The organism is Xylanibacter sp. (assembly GCF_057607445.1).
In genome coordinates this window covers 1-20,085 of sequence record NZ_DBLZAX010000014.1, presented here as the reverse complement: position 1 = coordinate 20,085, position 20,085 = coordinate 1, and the positions used below count along the sequence as shown (strand labels likewise).

The window sequence follows — 20,085 nt, the reverse complement described above, 5'->3', positions numbered from 1 at the left end:
CTGCATAAAAACCGTGGCATGCGAAAAATAGAACAAAAAAGCAAACTGCAAGAACACCGCTTGTTAAAGTTGCATAAAGCTAGTAAAAACGGGCTATTCAAGGCCAATGAACGTGGAGATATTACACTCTGATTAAATTTAACACAAAAAGAAGCAAGCAAAAAGATTATTTTTTGTTTTATTTTTGATGTTTATCTAAAAAAAATTATCTTTGCCAAAAGTTTATTACCTAAAACCATTATTATGCAAAAAAAGCTGAAATTAGCAGTGATTGCTTTATGCTATACGCCTTTGCTGCATGCGCAAAGCGATTCCATAGGGCAAAGGGGTGCCGTCTTGAGTGAGTCGGCATTCACATTCACGGAGGCACAATTGGGCGAAGACGATGACATGTCACAAAACGTAACCATAGTGAACTCTAACTCAAACATCTATGCAAGCGAGGTTGGATATCTGTTCTCACCTATGCGTTTCCGCTACCGTGCATTCGACCAGAAATTCAACGACATCTACATTAACGGCGTACCGATGAACGACATCGAGTCTGGACAGTTCCGCTATTCGGTCGTAGGCGGACTCAACCAGCAGACACGCAATATGGAATTCTCATTGCCCTTTGAGAGCAACAACTTTGCCATGCCGTCAATGGGCGGTGCAAACAACTATAACTTCCGCCCGGCTGCCATGCCCACAGGCCACAGGCTGACGCTGAGCGGCGCAAACCGCAACTACACCCTGCGCGGAATGTACACATTCAACTCAGGACTCAACAGCAAGGGATGGGCCTTCTCGGGCAACGTAACTTACCGCTGGGCCAACGAGGGATATGTTGAGGGAACATTCTACAACTCGCTCTCTTACTTCCTCGGCGTGCAGAAGGTGTTCGGCGACGGCGCACATTCGCTCTCGTTAGTAACATGGGGCAACCCCACGGAGCGTGCATCACAGGGTGCAGGTACTGACGAGATGTACTGGCTGGCAAACGACCGCTACTATAACCCTTACTGGGGATATCAGAACGGCAAGAAGCGCAACTCGCGCATCGTGACAGACTTTGCACCTACAGCATTGCTGACATGGGACTGGAAGATTGACGACGAGACAAAGCTCACCACGTCGCTCATGGGAAAATACAGCATGTATAAGAGCACAAAGCTCAACTACAACAATGCTGACAACCCACACCCCAACTACTGGAAGAACATGCCGAGCAGCTACTATGACGTATGGGACGAGACCGACGCCACCAACCGTACAGAGCAATGCCTGGCTGACTGGAACACGGCATACGACTACTGGACTTCGTCGAAGGCCAACCGCCAGATAAACTGGGACCGCCTGTACTATTCTAACCGCCAGGTTTCAGCACAGGGAGCCGACGCCATGTACTACATCCAGGCCAAGCACAACGACGCGCTGACAGTATCACTCGCGTCAACGCTGAACAAGCAGCTCAGCAAGAACAGTCAGCTCAACTTAGGTATCATCGCATCTACAAACAAAGGCATGCACTATCAGACGATGGAAGACCTGCTCGGAGCTACCACATATCACAACATAAACACATACGCCCTGGGAACATACGACCGCAACGCCGACGAAATACAGTACGACCTTAACAACCGCAACGGCGTGGTAAGAGAGGGCGACAGATTCGGCTACGACTACAACCTGCTCGTAAACAACGGCAAGATATGGTCGAGCTACAGCGAGAACTTCGGCATTATGCATTACACCATAGCAGCAAAACTGGGATACACCAGCATGCAGCGCGACGGTAGAATGCGTAACGGTATGGCAGCCAACAACTCTTACGGCAAGAGCAAGACAGCCCAGTTCCTCGACGGAGGCTTCAAGCTCGGCACAAGCTTCAACCTCGGACGCGGCAACACGCTGACCTTCGGAGCCGGATATGAGCACCGCGCACCTCAGGCAAGAAATGCGTTTGCATCTCCTGAAATCAACAACGACTTCGTGCTCAACCTCAAGAACGAGCGCGTGTTCAGCACCGAAATCGGCTATCAGCTGCAGACATCATGGCTGCATGCCAACATCAACGCTTACTATAGCTATCTGACAAACGTAACCGACTGGCAGAACTTCTACTTCGACGATATCAACTCGTTCTCATACGTATCTCTGACAGGCATGAAGAAAGAGTATTACGGAGTTGAAGCCGGACTTAAGTTCAAGGTTACAAGCGCATTCGACATCAAGCTTATCGGTACTATCAGCGACGCCAAAATCAAGAACAACGCTCATGTACGCTACATGAACTCAACAAGCGCGCTCTACACCGACGAAATAGTATACAACAAAGGCATGCGCGACTCTGGCACACCGCTCACAGCAGCAAGCCTCGGCTTGAGCTATCACAGCGGCGGATGGTATCTCGACCTCAGCTGCAACTACTACGACCGCATCTACCTCTCTTATTCTCCATGCTACAGATACGAGAGCACACTCAATGCACGTCAGGAGGCTGTAGGCGACATCTACGACAATGAAGGCAACGTGCGCGCATCTGCATTAGAGCAGGCACAGGGCCACGGCGGATTCATGCTTGACGGATCAATCGGCCGAAGCATCTATCTGAAACGTGGATCGCTCTCTATCAACCTCATGGTTACAAACATCCTGAACAACCAGAACCTCTGCACCGGAGGATATGAGCAGAGCAGAAGCGACTACACAAGCTCTGGCAACATCCGCGCATACCGCTTCTCTAAGAACCCGATGAAATTCTATGCTTACGGAACTAACGGCATGCTGAACATTACTTACAGATTCTAAAAATCAAAAGACGATGAAAAAAATTAAATATATAAAACTGATAATGCTCACGCTGGCCCTCGGACTTTCAGTTACATCATGCATGGACGAAGACTGGAGCGACCCGACAGGAGACACCGCGCCCTACGGCAATAACGACATACAGGAGACAAACGTAATATCTATTGCCGACCTAAAAGCCAAATATGCATCAACCCTGGCCAACCAGAACGATACGGCGCGCATAACAGACGACCTGCAGATAAAGGCCCGCGTAACAGGAAACGACATTGGCGGAAACATCTATAGCGAAGTGGCTGTCGACGACGGCACAGGAGCAATACTTATCTGCATCTCTCAGGGCGGACTCTTCGGATTTCTGCCTGTAGGTCAGGAAATACTTGTAAACCTGAAAGACCTCTATATCGGAACCTACGGCTACCAGCCGCAAATCGGCACTCCGTATACCAATGCAAGCGGAAAGACATTCCCGAGCAGAATGAACAAGACTGTATGGCAACAGCACTTCAAGCTGATGGGCGCAGCTGATGCGTCAAAGATAGACACTCTCGAGTTTGACATCAGCAAGGCAAAAGACGCCAGCTACATGAAAGAGAACTGCGGACGCCTCATGGTTGTAAAGGGTGTAAGACTCAAAGATGCCGACGGCGTGAAGACTTTTGCACCTGAATCAGAGAAAGACGGCGGCAACGGCGTAAGCCGTCCAATAGAAGGCTTCTCTTCAAACGAATTCGTAGTACGTTCAAGCACGTATGCCGACTTTGCCGGAACAGTAATGCCACAGGAGAAACTTGACATAACAGGTATCTTCACACGCTACAGCAACACATGGCAGATACTGATGCGTTCTGACTCAGACTTCAAAATATCAGAATAAAAAACATTTAACAAAACAATAAAAGAACAACAGTTATGAAAAAGATATTATTTTCAGTGCTTGCCCTCGCTATGGCAGCATTCTCATTCACAAGTTGCGAAGACGTTCCCGCTCCTTATGACGATCCCAATGCAGGCGGCGGTGGTGAGGTAGTTTTGCCTGAGGGCGTACTGCTCGACCAAAGCTTCACCAACTCGTTAGGCAGCTTCACATCTGTATCAGCAAGCGGCTCGCTCAAATGGTACAACGACTATTCAAGCGCTATGGTTACAGGATTCCAGGACTTCAATGGCGACGGTCAGAAAGAGAACCAGGCGGGAGTTACATATCTTGTTGGCCCCGAAATCGACCTTACAGGTGTTGAAAACGCATACATAACCATCAACCATGCGCTTAACTACGAACGAGGCGACATCAATACAAACAACACTATCCTGATAAGCAAGGATTATTCAGGCGACGTAAACACAGCCACATGGGAGCAGTTAAGCTACAATACAGACGGTCTGAACTCAGGTTTTGAATTCTGCGAGAAGAGCGTAAACATCCCTGCATCATACATGGGAAGCAAGGTTGTTATAGCACTGCGCCACACCTGCTCAGAAAGCCAGTCATCAACATGGGAGGTCAAGAGCATCAAGGTTCAGGAAGGCAAGGCACCTGAAGAAGGCGGCAGCGAAACTCCTGACGGCACATATATCGACCAGGATTTCTCTTCTTCACTTGGTTCATTTACATCACAGTCTGCAAGCGGAAGCCTTAAATGGTATAACGACTACTCAAGCGCCATGGTTACAGGTTTCCAGGATTTCAACGGAGACGGCTCTAAAGAGAACCAAGCAGGTGTTACATATCTCGTAAGCCCTGTAATCGACCTTACAAGCACAACAGAGGCATATATCACCATTAATCATGCCATCAACTATGAGAAAGGTGACATCAACGCCAACAACTCTATCGTTATAAGCAAAGATTACAACGGCGACGTAAAGACAGCAACATGGAAGATGCTCGAATATGACACAAACGGCTTAGGCACAAGCTTCACATTTATGGAAAAGAGCGTCAACATTCCTGCTGAGTATATTGGAAGCAAGGTTGTTATAGCACTGCGCCATACATGCAACGACCAGCAGTCATCAACATGGGAAGTTAAGAAACTTTCTGTAAAAGACGGTTCAGTAGAAGAGCAGCCGGGCGGAGACACAGGCGATCTTACAGCTCCCAATGGCGACTTTGAGGCATGGGTGTCAGGTCTTCCCAACAACTGGTCGACAACATCTACAGCCGGAAATGCAACACTCTCTATGAGTACAGACGCTCACAGCGGTTCATATTCAGTAAAAGTTGCCGGAGATTCAAAATACAACAAGCGTATATCATACAAAGAAATAGAGCTCAAAGCCGGTGAATACACAATGACATTCTACGCCAAGGCTGCCACATCTGCAGGAGCATCAGTACGTCCGGGATACGTACCTGTTACAGACGGAAAAGTAGGCAACTATTTCTATGGCGACTACACAAATGACATTACAAGCAGCGAATGGGTAAAAGTTACACACACCTTTACTATTGATGCAGACGGAACATATTGCGTAGTGATTATGAACTCTAAGAATCCTGGCGGAGATGTCCTCATCGACGACTTCACCTTGAGCATGGGAGGAACAGTCATTATAAAATAATTTATAAAAATTATTACCAAAACATTTGGCAGGCTGCGGAAATCTTCGTATTTTTGCAGCCTGTAATGTGTAATTATATTTTTAACAACAATATTTAAGAACAAAATGAAAAAAGGTATTCATCCAGAAAACTATCGCCCCGTCGTATTTAAGGATATGTCCAACGGCGATATGTTCCTTACACGTTCTACATGCAAGACTACAGAGACAGTAGAATTTGAAGGCGAAACTTACCCGGTGGTAAAAGTCGAAATTTCAAGCACATCTCACCCGTTCTATACAGGTAAGAGCAAGCTCGTTGACTCAGCTGGTCGCGTAGACAAGTTCATGAGCCGCTATGGTAAAGCTCGCAAATAATAGATTACCATATTTCGATTAACATACAAAGTGCGTTTGGGCGTAGTTGCATATACGTTTAAGCGCACTTTTTGTCTAAAGACACTTCTACTCTTTCCGCATCTTTTTCTTGCTGGCTTATGCGGATTGTTCATTATCATACCATCATAGTTATTAGTAAATTTATGTCTGTAAAAAGTATTTTTAGCAAAACAGCCCTGCTCAAACTCGCAATAATTCTGCCGTCATTTATTCTGCTGACAATCTCATGCAGCAATGACGACAACGACAACGGAGGGAGCGGAAAAGAAGAGATAAACCTCAATAAGAATGAGGTTACCACAGACAAGGCTGTCACCCGACTTGAATTTCCACGCCTGAAAGGAGGCAACAGCATAGTTCTCATATACAGGACCAAAGGCGATAAACAGTATGACAAAGACGAAATCAACTATTGTGTCGAATGGGACTGTAGCAAGAAATCGCAGCGCTGGTCGTGCTATCAGATGCACCAAGGCTACACCGGAAATTACAGTCGTGTGACTGACAGCTATCATAACGACCCCAACCTCGACTCAGAGTATTATTGGGCTGAAGACTATTATTATGGCTCCGGATATGAGCATGGGCACATCTGCCCTAACGCAGACAGGAAATTTTCTTATGATGCAAACTACCAAACTTTCTATATGACCAACATGCAGCCGCAATATCACAAATTTAACGGCTACACAAACAGTGGTCAGGATCAAGGCGAAGGCCTATGGGTAAGAATGGAGGATCAGGTACGTTCATGGACTCCCAGAGCAAAGACTGATACGCTATACGTCTGTAAAGGAGGAACAATAGACAATGAAGACCAGATAATTTCAAGAATACAGGGTAAACTTATCGTACCAAAATATTTCTTCATGGCATGCCTTCTAAAAAACAGCGAGGGCTATAGAGCTATAGGCTTCTGGGCCGAACAGAAAAAAGACGAATGGCGGACAGACGACCCGCTTTCACTATATGCAGTTACGATAGACCGGCTCGAAGAACTTACGGGCATCGACTTCTTCTGCAATCTGCCTGACGATACGGAGAACAAGGTGGAAAGCAGCATAGCCATTAAAGCATGGGGACTGAAATAACCGATTACATCATTTAAATATCTGAAGAGCCATATCATCACCCCAAAATGCAGAGATTGATATGGCTCTTCACATTCATCATGTCAAGACTGATTTGGCTTAGATATAGCATGAAAATACAAACGTGAATAACACCCAAACGACCTAAAATAGACACAATAGCCAATAATCGCATTCGATATTTACGACTCTGCGAGTTTATCCTACCAATGTATCCATAATAACATTATCATCAATATCTATTTTTATTCCGTCATTACTGATTGTCAATCAGAACAATATATACAGACAAGAAACATCTTGCCAATTTAAGAGCAAATTCAAATATTGTTGCAGCATTATCGGGGCTGATACAGATTCTATAAAACAAAAAATCGGCTCAAATCAGAATTGGATTTGAGCCGAGTGTTACATCTGAAAATCAATCATTTTCCATTTATTATCATTGTAAAGAGAGTATGCAAAAAAACATAATGACTAACAACTGCATAATTGTGACTATGAGTAAAATTACATTGTATGGTAAATCCGTGTTTTGTTTATCAGCACCCGTCTCGCCATAAATGTTTTTTATGCAAGTCCCTCCTTACTACAACTGAATATAAAGACACTGTGCCGCTTGCATCACTGCAAGATTCGGCTATACACAACTTATTCCCAATAATTTATATCAACCTAAATTTCAACATCCATCAACTTTGTCTATATATTCCATCAACCATATTATAAATAATCATCAAGTCATTTTCACCAATCCGCATGACCGGACAATATTTAAGCATTTCAGCCTATGGAATCAAGAGCATTTATGTTTTTCTTAATATCGTCATCGGACAACGAACAGTTAATCAGGTCTCCGTTGAGATACTAATCATAAGCAGTCATGTCTATTAGGCCGTGGCCGCTTAGATTAAGCAATATCACCTTCTGTTCTCCTCTATCTGCACTTAGCTGCCTCACGTATGTTTGCCGCCATGGCGTGGCAGATATCAGGAGCCGAATATCGAGCGCCTTTTCAAGCGCATATCCTCAAGTGGCGCTGAACGTTAATATTTACGCATATCGAGCACCTCATTGGGGATGTCCATCCATGCATGCTTATTGTCAAACTTCTATCTGCAACACTATTCACAGAACACGAGAAAAGTTTTTCAATTGCTCTTTTGTTGCCAGATTAAGAGGCTGCAGCGGTTTGCTAACCACGTCTATCTATATATTATACCACCATGTTTGGCATCTCCTTTTCCTGCAGAATAGACCTCTTATGCCCCTTTATATCTCAATTTATATTTCCGTTTGTTACTCTCAACATCTTACGAGGACAAATTTAATATTTTTCTTTATAAAAAACAAGAAAATTTCAAATAATTTATTCAAAAAAACTTACAATTTGATTCCATACCTTATTATATAACGGCAAAAAAGGCCGATAAACGGATTTTTGTGACAAAATTAACTGCGAACAAGCTCTGCCGGTTACAAATAAAACACTGAAGTATCTTTGTTGTTTACAAAAAAACACTACCTTTGCATTATGCTTATTCTGATTACTGTCTTGATTTATTTTGCCGTCCTCTTCGGCATAAGCCGGCTAACATCACGTAAGGCCGACAATGAAACATTCTATCGCGCCAACCGCAAGTCGCCATGGTACATGGTTGCCTTCGGCATGATCGGTGCGTCGGTGTCCGGTGCCAGTTTCGTTTCTGTGCCGGGCATGGCGATGCACATGGACATGACCTACATGCAGACGTGCATCGGATTCATACTGGGATATTTTGCCATAGCCTTCATCCTGCTGCCTGTATACTACAGACTAAATCTTACCACAATATATTCGTACCTGCGCGAACGCCTCGGGACGCGGTCGTACAAGACGGGAGCCGCATTTTTCATTCTGTCTGACCTCACGGCCGTGGCAGTGAAATTCTACGTTGTGTGCATCATCCTGCAGCGCTTTGTGCTCGATGCCTATAATGTGCCCTTTGCCGTAACCGTGCCCGTGCTGATGTTCCTTATATGGCTCTATACTCACAAGGGCGGAATAAAGACTCTGGTATGGACCGACACTGTGCAGACGGCATGCATGCTAGGTGCGCTGGTGCTGATAATAATAAAGGTGGCCGGAGAGCTCGACATGAACTTAGGCGAGGCTGCAAAGGCTGTTGTTGCCGACAGCCACAGCCGCATGTTTGTGTTTGACGACTGGATGAGCACGCAAAACTTCTGGAAACAGCTTGTCAGCGGAGCTTTCATCGTGATTGTCATGACAGGACTTAACCAGAACATGATGCAGAAGAACCTTACGTGCAAGACTCTTGCCGAGGCACGCAAGGACATGTGTACTTACGGCTTTGCGTTCGTGCCCGTCAATCTGCTGTTTCTCTCTCTCGGCATTCTGCTCATGATGCTTGCCGGACGCAAAGGCATGGCCCTGCCCGACAGTCCCGACGAACTGCTGCCCATGTTTGCCGCCACGGGCGAGCTGGGTTCTGCCGTGGTGGTGCTGTTCATCATTGGCATTGTGGCAGCTTCAGCCAGCACAGTCGACTCGTCGCTTACGGCTCTCACCACGAGCTATTGCGTAGACATTAAGGAGCGTCCGGCCGACGTTGGCCTGCGCCGCCGCGTGCATGTGGTCATCGCTGTGATATTTGCAGTGTTCATACTACTGTTCAGGATGATAAACTCAACAAGCGTGATCGACGCCATATTCATCCTCTGCTCCTACACCTACGGCCCTCTGCTCGGTCTGTTTGCCTTCGGTCTGCTCACCAAAAGAAAGGCGAGCGACACAGCCGCGCCGTATATCGCCGTGGCATCACCTCTGATATGTCTTGCCGCCAACTACATCGTGCCGGCTGCTACGGGATATAAATTCGGTTACGAACTGCTACTTCTCAACGGGCTCATAACCTTCTGCGGACTATGGATAAGCGGAATCGGCAAAAATCAGGATGCAGGCAAAGACATAAGATAAAAAGACATAAAAGAACAATCTGCAGGCACGAAACATCTTTTTATCATGATTATGCGCCTGCTTATTAAATTTGTTTTGTATTTTTGCACCACAAATCAGTTTTAAGGTAAAAATTTTTCCAGGTAATATCATGGAATGGATTAACGGACTTTTCACCACACACTCTGCCCTGCAAACAATGGTACTGCTGTCGCTAATCATAGCGGCCGGACTGGCATTGGGCAAGCTCCACGTCAAAGGCATATCACTCGGCGTTGCCTTTGTATTTTTCGTAGGCATCGTGGCCGGACACTTCCAGCTCAGCGCCGACAAGAGCATGCTCGACTTTGCCGAGACATTCGGACTTACCGTGTTTGTTTATACACTTGGACTCTACGTAGGGCCCAACTTCTTCGGACTGCTGCGCCACGAGGGCATAGCCGCCAACCTGTGGAGCCTTGGCGTCATAGTCATAGGCACCGTCATGGCCCTCGGCCTCTGCCTTGTCCTGCCCGTCAGCCTGCCCGACATGGTAGGCATACTGTGCGGAGCGACAACCAACACGCCCGCACTCGGAGCTGCACAACAGGCACTCGAGGCTGCAGGACAACCTAGCGGAGGGGCTGCCCTGGGATGCGCCGTCACTTATCCGCTGGGCGTAGTGGGCGTAATATTGGCAATGATACTAATCAGAAAGCTGCTGGTTAAGCCGGCCGACCTTGAGCCGCGCATATCCATGGAGGAAGACAACACATACGTGGCGCAGTTTGTCGTTATCAATCCGGCCCTGGAAGGCAAGACGCTTTCACAAATATCGCAGAAATCGCATATCAAGTTTATCATTTCACGCATCTGGCGCAACGGCGAGGTGATAATGCCGCTGGCCAACACCCAACTGCACATCAACGACAATGTGCTGGTGGTCACCATGGCCGACGAGATTCCGTCGATAGAGATTCTGCTGGGAAAGAAGATTGAAACCGACTGGAACAAAAAGAAAATAGACTGGAACGCCATAGACGCCCAGGTGGAAAGCCGCGTCATTGTGCTGTCGCGCCGCGTGCTCAACGGCAAGCATCTCGGGCAGCTGCACCTGCGCGACACTTACGGAGTGAACGTCAGCCGCATACAGAGAGGCGACATAAAGCTGCTGGCCACCGACGACATAAGGCTGCAGTATGGCGACCGCGTAACAGTTGTTGGCGCACCTGAGGACATAAACCACGTGGAAGGATTTTTGGGCAACGCCGTACAGACGCTCAACGAGCCCAATCTTGCGGCCATATTCCTGGGCATAATGCTCGGTCTGGCTCTCGGCACCATACCGCTCAGCCTGCCCGGCATGAGCGCCCCCGTAAGACTCGGCATAGCCGGAGGCCCAATCATCATGGGCATACTGGTAGGCTCGCTCGGCTCTCGTGCCCACTTCATAAGCTACACCACGCCGTCGGCATCGCTCATGCTGCGCAAGCTGGGCCTGTCGCTCTATCTTGCCTGCCTCGGCCTTGAAGCCGGCTATCAGTTCTTCGAAACCGTGGTGCGCCCCGAAGGTCTGCTGTGGATAGGCATAGGCTTCGCACTGACAGTGGTACCGGTGCTGATAATAGGAGCAGCCGCCCTGCTTACACGCAAATATGACTTCGGCACTATATGCGGCATCCTGTGCGGCTCTATGGCCAACCCGATGGCCCTAAGCTATGCCAACGACACGCTGAAAGGCGACTCTGCATCTATCAGCTATACATCGGTTTATCCGCTTGGCATGTTTGTCCGTGTGGTCATAGCCCAAGTATTGGTGATGTTCCTGGTTTAGCCCCATTTTTTATATCACAGGAAACAGACGTTGCAGCCGGTCGGCCAATACGTAAAAAAAAATAGAATATTGCAGCAAGGATAAATTTTCACTTTACTGCAATATTCACATTTATTCTTACTATTTGTATTTACCACACACTCTAAAACCGCAGTATTTTAAAATTAAAATCTTTTGCCCGTAATTTCGCAAAAATACGTGTGCAAACATAAATATCACGATTACAATATATTACAGGCAACCTACAGCATTATGTGCAACAAAACATACATGAAAAAGGCCTAAAAACCACTGAAAAAGGCAATAAAAACGGCCGTTTTATGAGCACAGAACAGGTATGTTTTCACTCATAAAGCGGCCATTTACCATTCAAATCCTTACCATTTAACATGGTTTGTAAATATTATCTATCATCATAAAGCATTTTGCATTGATTTAAATTCTATTTCATCTTAAAAACCAGACAAAGCTACAATATCATTCTGACACACATCAGCGCGAATATCTTACATATTTAAAAACACAGAAAGGCTCATCAATATATCAAAAATAATTACATACGCTGCAATAATTCAAATTATATTTAGAATGCAAATAATGTCAAAATTATTTATTGCTGTTCTTTTCAAGCCATTGCATACGACGCATGTCAGGCAGATGCTTTATCGAGAGGTTCTCAAACATGGCTTTAAATCCGTCACCGTCTGGACAAGCTCCCATCAGTCCAACCATTACAGGATGATTATCCTGAAGCCATGCATTGCGCATCATCGTATAGTTCTTGTCGTCGAACGAATAGAATATCTCAACAGCATCGAGCCTTCTTACAGCCTTAATCCATACATACTCAACAGGCTTGTCAAGCGGAATTATGCTCCAGTCGCTTGTATGATGGGTTACTACTGTGCTGAGGTTATACTTGCCGTCTACAAACTCAATTCCGGCCTTGATATAGTTTTCGTGGTCAATACGGATCATCAGTCCTGCCTGATCAAAACGTGTTTTATAGTCACCCGATATCTTGACCTTTGCTTCAAACTCGCCCCCGCGTATAGTGTATAAGAACGGGGCATCGTCTACCGTAAATCCGTAGTGAGAGATACGCCAATAATCTGTGTGTGGTGTAACATCCATAACAAGCGAATTATTTTTTATCTCCCATTGTTCCGGCTCGTTAAACCATTGCATCTTGTCTAACGACTGCGCCGTTCCTGTTAATGAAGCGGCAAACATTGATCCACATAACAACATAAGTCTTTTAATCTTTTCAATTATCATAAGAAATATTCTTTTTGATTATCTTTGCAAATGTAAAGCATTGACCATTGACTCGCAATAATTAAAAATAACCATTTTTTCTGCAAAATGAAGAACACCATAGACATATTGAACAAAGAATTCGCAAAACAGGATTTCTCAAAAGACAAAGCCTACGACAGCGCTACAGCAGAATTAATCAACACGGCATACAACTATGCAAAAATAGAAAATGCCATTGCCGTACTGAGCGACTTGCGTGCTAAAGTCAGCTATATATTCTATGGCAAATTTTCTCATATATTCGGTCTTGGCAGAGATGTCAGTGAAATGACAATGGCCTCTATCTGGGAGGAAGACATATTCAGCCGTATTCATCCTGACGACCTGGCAGACAAACATCTTCATGAACTTTGCTTTCTGCACTTCATAAAACAACAGCCAAGGAAAAAGAGGGCAGACTATTATCTGATGAGCAAACTCCGCATGAGGACAACCACAAACAGCTACATCCCAGTAATACACCGCATGTTCTATATTTTTGGAACTTCATGCGAAACGTTACATATGGCCTTATGCCTTTATAGCCCTATGGTTATAGATTTTTCGGAGAGATGCGTAATTATCGATTCTTCAGACGGCCACACAATCCAACCGGAAGCCCAAAATAAAGACAACATTCTGTCAACAAGGGAAAAGCATATTTTAAGTTTAATCGACAAGGGATTGACAAGCAAGGACATAGCAGAAATGTTGCACATAAGTATTAATACTGTCAGTCGTCATAGGCAAGATATCCTGAGCAAACTTCAAGTGAGAAACTCTATTGAGGCCTGCAGAATTGCCAAAGAGCTAAAAATAATATAAGCCAAAGTTTTTTACGGAAGATGAAAACATGTGGAACATCAGCCTTATATTTTACGCAACAAGAATGTTATATCCGAAGCCATAAAACAGCCAACCCTACCATAATCCATATAAAGCTTAGGGAAATCCCTAACCACTTGTAGGGAAAACAATTCTGTTTATAGATATTTTACGCCTATCTTTGCAACAGAAAAATAACAAAAATGTCTGAGCTGACTGGAAACAGAGACTGAGACAGGAAAAAAAACAATAACAAAATAAAAGGAGACTACGCTATGAGAAGATTCAGACTATTATCGCTGCTAATGCTTCTGACGCTCACATGCGCAACAACAGGAGCCTCTACACTGACTGAGACATCGTATATAACTCAGCCCAAACACCATAAGAAACATCACCACAAGGCACCGCCACATAAAAAATATCATCACAAAAAGCGCCCTGCTCCGCCGCCGCACGGACGCCCGCCTGGAGTGGTGATACATCATAACCACAGGCCGTACATCTACTCACACGGACGTTACTATTGCGACAGGGGCGGCACATACGTTGTGGTAAAGCCGTCAATCGGAATGATTGTGCCAAGTCTGCCCACCGGCTATGTAACGGTTAAGCGTCCGCACGGCAGAATAGGCTATGCATTCGGCGGAGTGGTTTACGAGAAAATTACTTCTAACGGAGCATTTAAGTTCAAAATTGTAGGTTTCTTATAAAAAATAAATTCCAAATCTAAAATGATATAACCCCAAGACCTAAAATGATATAAACCTGGAAACCCTAAATAATGCTTTAATTTTGAATATAAAAAGAAAGTATGAACGCTGCAACAACCCCATGCGCGTTCATACTTTTGTTTTCATAAATATGCTGCTATTTTTTTATCAGCCCATAGGCAACAGCCATGTCTGCCACTTCGTCAGCCATCTCGTCGCGAAACCATCCGGGCGACAACACCTCGACCGCCCCGCCGCGTGAAAGCAGTTCCTGACGGAAATCGAACGTCGGCTTTATGTAATACTCAAATACGGAATAGTCTGAATATGTTTCCGTCTCGGTCTGCGAAGAGTGAAGTCTAAGCGAACGCAGATACATACGCTGACGGCCGTACACCTTTATGCGTACCCGTTCCGGCTTGATGTCTTCAGTTATTATTCCGAAACAGCTTGAGAACCATGCTTCAGGGTCGAAGTCCTTTGGATATGTAAACTTATTGTCTGTGGTGTCAAGCCTTAATATCCTGTCGAGCGAGAATGTCCTCACGGCATTGCGCTCGTCGCATAGTCCCACGACATACCACCGCTGCCTGAACACTTTGACGCAATAAGGACTTATGGTATAAACCTTAGCCTCGCCGTCAAAGTATCCCTTATGGCTTATCTCTATCTTCAGGCTGTCGCGCATAGCCTCTATCACCGGTGCAAGATAATCCCGGCCCGACGGTATTTCCTCAAACAATATGCGCCGCTTCAGATGATGGCTCTCATTTATAAGATTGTTCACCGCAAACGTATTGAGCAGCCAGTTGCGTATTCCGCCACGCTCCATGTCCTCGGCATTCTCGATGTAATAATAGTAGCCGTGCCGGCGGTCGCATTCAATATTTATGTCAAACACTTTCTCTATGGCTTTGCGCCAGTTATGAAACGTGCGCAGAGGCAAGTCTACGCCTTCGCTTAGCTGCGAGCGCAGCCACCGCTCGTTTATCTCCTCGAAGGTTATGTTCCGGGCACGGTAGATGGTGTCAACCAGCCAGATGTATTTGTCAAAAAGATCTTGTGTCATATTTTATTCTTATTTAAATGTCAATTTATATTACGATGTCTTTCGTGATATTCCTGCATCACTAATGAATCCAACTCTCGGCATCGGATTTTTGTGTATCAGTTCTTCGTCACATTTCTCCTTTATATATTCCAGACTCATTTTCTCTTTTCCATAGAGGATGAGGTCGATGGCCTGCTTGCGCGCAACGTTCTCAATCTGCCCGCCGCTAAGATCATAATGATAAGCCAGATAGCATATATCTTCGTCACTGATTATAGGTATCATGCTCTTCCAGATGCCGCATCGTGCCACAATGCTCGGCTTTTCGAACTCTATCTTATAAAGGAAGCGGCGCTCAAAGGCTTTGTCCATATTCTCCGTAAGATTCGTCGTGGCTATGAATATGCCCTCAAGCAGTTCAAGCTCCTGAAGAATTATGTTCTGTATTGAGTTCTCCATCTTTTCCACAGCCCTGTCGGCACCTTTCTGCCTGATACCAATCAGAGCGTCGGCCTCATTAAAAAGCAGGATTGGTGTTATATCTGAAGAGTTCACCAATGTACGGTAACGGTCAAAAAGGTTTTTCACATTCTTCTCGCTCTCGCCAACCCAGCAACTTTTCAGTTCAGCATAATTCACCTGTATCACATCACGGTGTGTTGCCTTAGCCAGCTGCATAACAGTTTCAGTCTTTCCCGTTCCAGGTGCGCCATAAAACAAGCACGTAAAGCCTGAGCGCATTCCTACTCTCTTTAATTCGCTGCACACTTTGGTGTATCTTTCTTCGGTGAGCAACTCTTTCAGCTGCTCGACCTGACGGCTTTCGCGTTTGTTATAGTACATCTTGCACTCCGTTATGTCTTCATGCTTTATCAGCTCTTTGAATCTGGTCGTAGCGTTCAAATTCATGTTCAGCTCTGACAGAAACTCCTGTTTAGCCTTTACCGTCAGGTTATATTTCTCGTGGTTGACCAGTCCGTCTTCATTACAGAATTGAATCAGTCCGTTCTTTTGCAGCATGCTTTCGCCTCGAGAGAGCTTACCCTTCAGCTTATTTGCAATAGCCCTATTCTTGAATAAGTCTCTAAAACTTTGCGTGTCCAGGTTGTAATCGTTGTCACAAACTAAACGACTTGCCCAGAAAACAAATATTATGCCTTCGTCATTTACAGTATGGTCGCAGATAAGTTTATAGGTACGCAACTGCTTTACAAACTCGAGATTTCTGTTTGTTTCAAGCAAACTGAATAATTCTGAAATAAATTCTTCATACGGCAAATAATCATAAACACGAGATTCAAACAGACTGTAAATCTCACAAAACAACTCATCGCAAGTAAGGAACTTAGGCTCAGCCGGCACAAATGCCTCATTATGCTTAAACGCATCTATCACATCAGGCCCCATGGCGTATGTTGTTTCACCACGTCTGTTTTTTATGCGTATCATCTTTCTTTTTAAAAGCTCGTCTATCTCAGTGCTGTAGTTTATCATCCTTACCATACGGCATTTCAGATATTCTGCCAAAGTTCGGAGTTCGACATCTCTGTCCCAGCAGTTGTCTACAAACAGCGACAGCAGCACGGCTTGTACTTTGTTCACGGACAATTTACGGCACACATAACTGATATAACGTTTTGCCTTCTCATAAAACTCATCGCTCAGGTTTGAACCTTCAGAGAGCTCTACGATATTATCCATAGCCGTCATCAATGTCAGCTTTTCTTTCTTCTCTGTCTTTTCTGTCTGTTCGCCTGTTTCTGTTTTCACTTTTAATTCTCCCATCTTATACATCCTTTATGTTTTTGCTTTATCATCTCCAAATTGTATGAGCCTGGTGTCTGTTCCGTCTTTTTCAGACAAAGCTACCTATTTAACAGCCTTTCCGTGTACATCCAAGCCACACAATTATGTTTCACGGATGCAAAGATTGCCATTAGCTATGCCAAAATAAAGCACAACCAAAATATTTTTCTACTTTTACATGTTCGATATCACCAAGATTACATCAACATGCTGCGCCGACCGCTGCAGTGACACCTAAAGAATTTGCTATATTGTAACATATTCTCTTTCAAGATTTTCTTATTTCAAAAATCTCTGTCGTAATTTACATAATGCCGTAGTTGGCATCAAAAAAATCTGTCAGCATTTCGGAAAGTAAGGTGTTGTACACACTGTCAACAACATACAATCTGAAACACTGACAGACAAGTCTCATGATAATATTACTTTTATAACTTAAAGCTTAATCCGGCTCCACGCTTCTTCAACGCCCGACATCATGTCTGAATACATTTTTTCGTGCGTATCACCTGTATAGGTTGGATGCCAGCTGTCAATAACCATCTTACGGGTTCGTGGAGAATAATATACCCAGTTGTTCAGTTTTAGCAAGTCTGTAAGATAATTCTCTGCGACAAAATCCTTTATTGCCCCAGAAGCGCCACAACATAAAAGAATGTTTGCGTCATAGGCAGCAATCTGTTTCACCAGCAAGTCTTTATAACGCTCCATATACGACTTCAACACAGAAGTTTCGATACTGCTCTTACCTACTTGTTTTTTGCAGTTTACACGGGCTACGGGTGCCTGGTCATAAAATGGCCGATAAACATCTTGTCTGTCTATTTCTGCAAACTTCTTGGCATGTCCGTTGGCATCGATCGTCAGCAATCCGTAAACCCAGCGCATGAGGTTCTTATAGAACGGTGCAGAAACCACAACATTATTTTCGCCAGAGAAGTTGTTGCGTCCTGTCTCCGCACGTATGTCCCACGCTTCCTCATCATTAAGGTCTTTAGTAAGTATCAACACACGCCTCTTGGCACGCTCCCATATAGCATTCTCATTGCCCGGTTCACGGCTCCAATAGCCGTCTTTATAAACAAACCGTCCACGATAAAGCAGTCCGTCAGGTGCTAGTTCGCAGCCATCACCGTTGGCGACAGAACGCTTCCGCCATTCAGCAAAAATATTATCTTCAAATTGCTTATAATTCATTTTCTATAAATCATATTTGAATTAACTTATGAGCCATACTAAAATTAAAAGGGCCAAAAGAAATTATATTAAAATCTCCGCATGTTTCCATTCTAAATCATATAGCTTATTCTATTTTCAGTTTAACTAAAACAGCCCTGCAATAACGTGCCAAAACCATGTCATCACCTTTATTGTCAGCAACACAAGGAAATAAATAATTACGCACAGCATAACTATGAGAACAGCCATCCTCACCGCCTTGCGGTTTATCTCACTTATAACCTTTTTGTCGCCTTCAACAAATCCGACAATCAGTTTAAAATTTCGGACAAACGACTTGTTGAACACGTCAATGACATCACCAATATAAAATGGAATAAGTCCCATCGCGATATCGCACAGCGCATTATAAATCACCGCCAGTGTCAACGGCACCGACCGTATCTTAACTGCACTGACATAAATGTAAGGCAGCGTAAGCAACTGTGTGAGCAAGTCACCAAATCCTTCAAGCAAAAAGCCCAACACTGCATCAAGATAATATTTATCCATCAACCGCGTAATCCTTTCTGCAAGTTGGTATGACTTGGATGACTTTATTTCATACTCTGAAATATTCATATTCATTTAATCATATATAAAACATCATTAGTGTCTACTAATGTTTATTTTGAATTACTTATTCTCATATCTCTCCCAAATACTCTTATAAAATTTAAGATTATTAGGCTGAGTTAAATAACCTTTTGGCAAAGTCCTGATACTTTGGCATTTTGGACATCGCAGTGGCATTGAAAATATGGTTGCAGCATATTCTATATCCGGACCAATGAAGTTATTACCACACTCGGTGCAATGAAATTTTATAAATCCTCTTAACATAATCTTTATTTTTTACGTTATACATTAATTTTCAATTCCAAAGATACGCCTATGATATGCCATACTAAAGCATAAGGTCAATAACTTGAACGGAAATTTCAGTAAAACTAAAGAGCCATGTTATTTTCACAGCGCCGGAGAGTGGTTGCCCTTATTCGGACCTTTTGGATGATTTACGCACGGTGCTGCTGTCATCAGCATTATCGACGGGAACTTCCGACCACAATATTTACAGGTGTATTCGCTCTTCTCCGTGCCTTCATACAGCTTGTGGCGACCTTTGTTCGGGCCGTCGGGATGGCGGACACATGGGGCTGAAGTCAGCAGGCGCACTGACGGAAAGCGATGACCACAATACTCACAATAATAATATTTCTGCTGCATTTTTCCTCCTTTCTCCGACTGAATACCGGATGACAATACGATTAATGCCAAAAGGCATATGGCGGTTATAGATATAGTCGGTATTTTGTTTTTCATTATTATCTTATCAAATTTGTGTCCTTCAATATTTATTTAACAAAAATAGAGCATTTAAATCTGCAAATCAAGTTCACAATGGTTCACTTCACAATTATTAACCCAAGAGTGTTCTTGTGTTTTTGCATTATGTTACACGTTACAACAAATAATGGCTCACCCGATAAATAGTGGGGAAAGAAAATATTACGCATAAATTTTAGTCAGCCTAAAGAGGAAGAATGGTATGTCAATAACTCCTCGGAGCAATG

General features: G+C 44.4%; 15 protein-coding genes and 1 pseudogene. 9 read left to right on the top strand and 7 right to left on the bottom strand.

Annotation, left to right across the window (positions count from 1 at the left end):
• Positions 1-243 precede the first annotated feature (243 nt).
• From ACZMIG_RS11005 to ACZMIG_RS10985, 5 genes are all read left to right on the top strand, one after another.
• Complete coding sequence (locus ACZMIG_RS11005; protein ID WP_021853989.1) at positions 244-2,793, top strand: TonB-dependent receptor; 2,550 nt, start codon at positions 244-246, stop codon at positions 2,791-2,793.
• Positions 2,794-2,806: 13 nt separating this feature from the next.
• Positions 2,807-3,670, top strand: coding sequence for a DUF5689 domain-containing protein (locus ACZMIG_RS11000; RefSeq protein ID WP_053398146.1), 864 nt, complete (start codon positions 2,807-2,809; stop codon positions 3,668-3,670).
• Positions 3,671-3,705: 35 nt separating this feature from the next.
• Positions 3,706-5,358 carry a choice-of-anchor J domain-containing protein gene (locus tag ACZMIG_RS10995; RefSeq protein WP_288947808.1) on the top strand — a complete coding sequence of 551 codons (1,653 nt, stop codon included), beginning with the start codon at positions 3,706-3,708 and terminating at the stop codon, positions 5,356-5,358.
• A 105-nt stretch (positions 5,359-5,463) separates the two neighbouring features.
• A complete protein-coding gene (locus tag ACZMIG_RS10990) occupies positions 5,464-5,715 on the top strand; it encodes a type B 50S ribosomal protein L31 (protein ID WP_021851667.1) in 252 nt (83 codons plus the stop codon).
• A gap of 164 nt (positions 5,716-5,879) precedes the next feature.
• A complete protein-coding gene (locus tag ACZMIG_RS10985) occupies positions 5,880-6,827 on the top strand; it encodes a DNA/RNA non-specific endonuclease (RefSeq protein WP_302024649.1) in 948 nt (315 codons plus the stop codon).
• Between the two features lie 783 nt (positions 6,828-7,610).
• Here the strand turns inward: ACZMIG_RS10985 and ACZMIG_RS10980 are convergent.
• Positions 7,611-7,824: pseudogene (locus ACZMIG_RS10980) on the bottom strand (TrpB-like pyridoxal phosphate-dependent enzyme); the annotation flags it as partial.
• Between the two features lie 537 nt (positions 7,825-8,361).
• Between ACZMIG_RS10980 and ACZMIG_RS10975 the strand changes: the two are divergent.
• The gene (locus ACZMIG_RS10975; protein WP_302952603.1) at positions 8,362-9,807 is read left to right on the top strand and encodes a sodium:solute symporter; all 1,446 of its coding nucleotides are present in this window, start codon (positions 8,362-8,364) and stop codon (positions 9,805-9,807) included.
• A gap of 130 nt (positions 9,808-9,937) precedes the next feature.
• Positions 9,938-11,599: a putative transporter gene (locus tag ACZMIG_RS10970; RefSeq protein ID WP_053398142.1), complete on the top strand. Its 1,662-nt coding sequence runs from the start codon at positions 9,938-9,940 to the stop codon at positions 11,597-11,599.
• A gap of 606 nt (positions 11,600-12,205) precedes the next feature.
• On the opposite strand, the gene ACZMIG_RS10965 is transcribed toward ACZMIG_RS10970, so the two are convergent.
• On the bottom strand, positions 12,206-12,850 hold the full coding sequence (locus ACZMIG_RS10965; RefSeq protein WP_418874464.1) for a DUF1349 domain-containing protein: 645 nt from the start codon (positions 12,848-12,850) through the stop codon (positions 12,206-12,208).
• Between the two features lie 114 nt (positions 12,851-12,964).
• On the opposite strand from ACZMIG_RS10965, the gene ACZMIG_RS10960 reads away from it, so the two are divergent.
• A complete protein-coding gene (locus ACZMIG_RS10960; protein WP_418874458.1) occupies positions 12,965-13,723 on the top strand; it encodes a response regulator transcription factor in 759 nt (252 codons plus the stop codon).
• Positions 13,724-13,998: 275 nt separating this feature from the next.
• Positions 13,999-14,436 (top strand): DUF6515 family protein, encoded by a 438-nt coding sequence (locus ACZMIG_RS10955; RefSeq protein ID WP_021853998.1) that lies wholly within the window; start codon positions 13,999-14,001, stop codon positions 14,434-14,436.
• A gap of 157 nt (positions 14,437-14,593) precedes the next feature.
• Here ACZMIG_RS10955 and ACZMIG_RS10950 read toward each other — a convergent pair whose 3' ends face one another.
• The 5 genes from ACZMIG_RS10950 to ACZMIG_RS10930 all read right to left on the bottom strand — a co-directional run bounded on the left by ACZMIG_RS10950 (position 14,594) and on the right by ACZMIG_RS10930 (position 19,834).
• Positions 14,594-15,505, bottom strand: a complete 912-nt coding sequence (locus ACZMIG_RS10950; RefSeq protein WP_288948598.1) for a helix-turn-helix transcriptional regulator — start codon at positions 15,503-15,505, stop codon at positions 14,594-14,596.
• A gap of 30 nt (positions 15,506-15,535) precedes the next feature.
• Complete coding sequence (locus tag ACZMIG_RS10945; protein ID WP_487889547.1) at positions 15,536-17,272, bottom strand: ATP-binding protein; 1,737 nt, start codon at positions 17,270-17,272, stop codon at positions 15,536-15,538.
• A 456-nt stretch (positions 17,273-17,728) separates the two neighbouring features.
• Positions 17,729-18,490, bottom strand: a complete 762-nt coding sequence (locus ACZMIG_RS10940; protein ID WP_487889546.1) for a hypothetical protein — start codon at positions 18,488-18,490, stop codon at positions 17,729-17,731.
• 126 nt (positions 18,491-18,616) lie between these two features.
• Positions 18,617-19,093 carry a DUF4112 domain-containing protein gene (locus tag ACZMIG_RS10935; protein ID WP_302698533.1) on the bottom strand — a complete coding sequence of 159 codons (477 nt, stop codon included), beginning with the start codon at positions 19,091-19,093 and terminating at the stop codon, positions 18,617-18,619.
• 387 nt (positions 19,094-19,480) lie between these two features.
• The gene (locus ACZMIG_RS10930) at positions 19,481-19,834 is read right to left on the bottom strand and encodes a hypothetical protein (RefSeq protein ID WP_021854006.1); all 354 of its coding nucleotides are present in this window, start codon (positions 19,832-19,834) and stop codon (positions 19,481-19,483) included.
• Between the last annotated feature and the right edge of the window lie 251 nt (positions 19,835-20,085).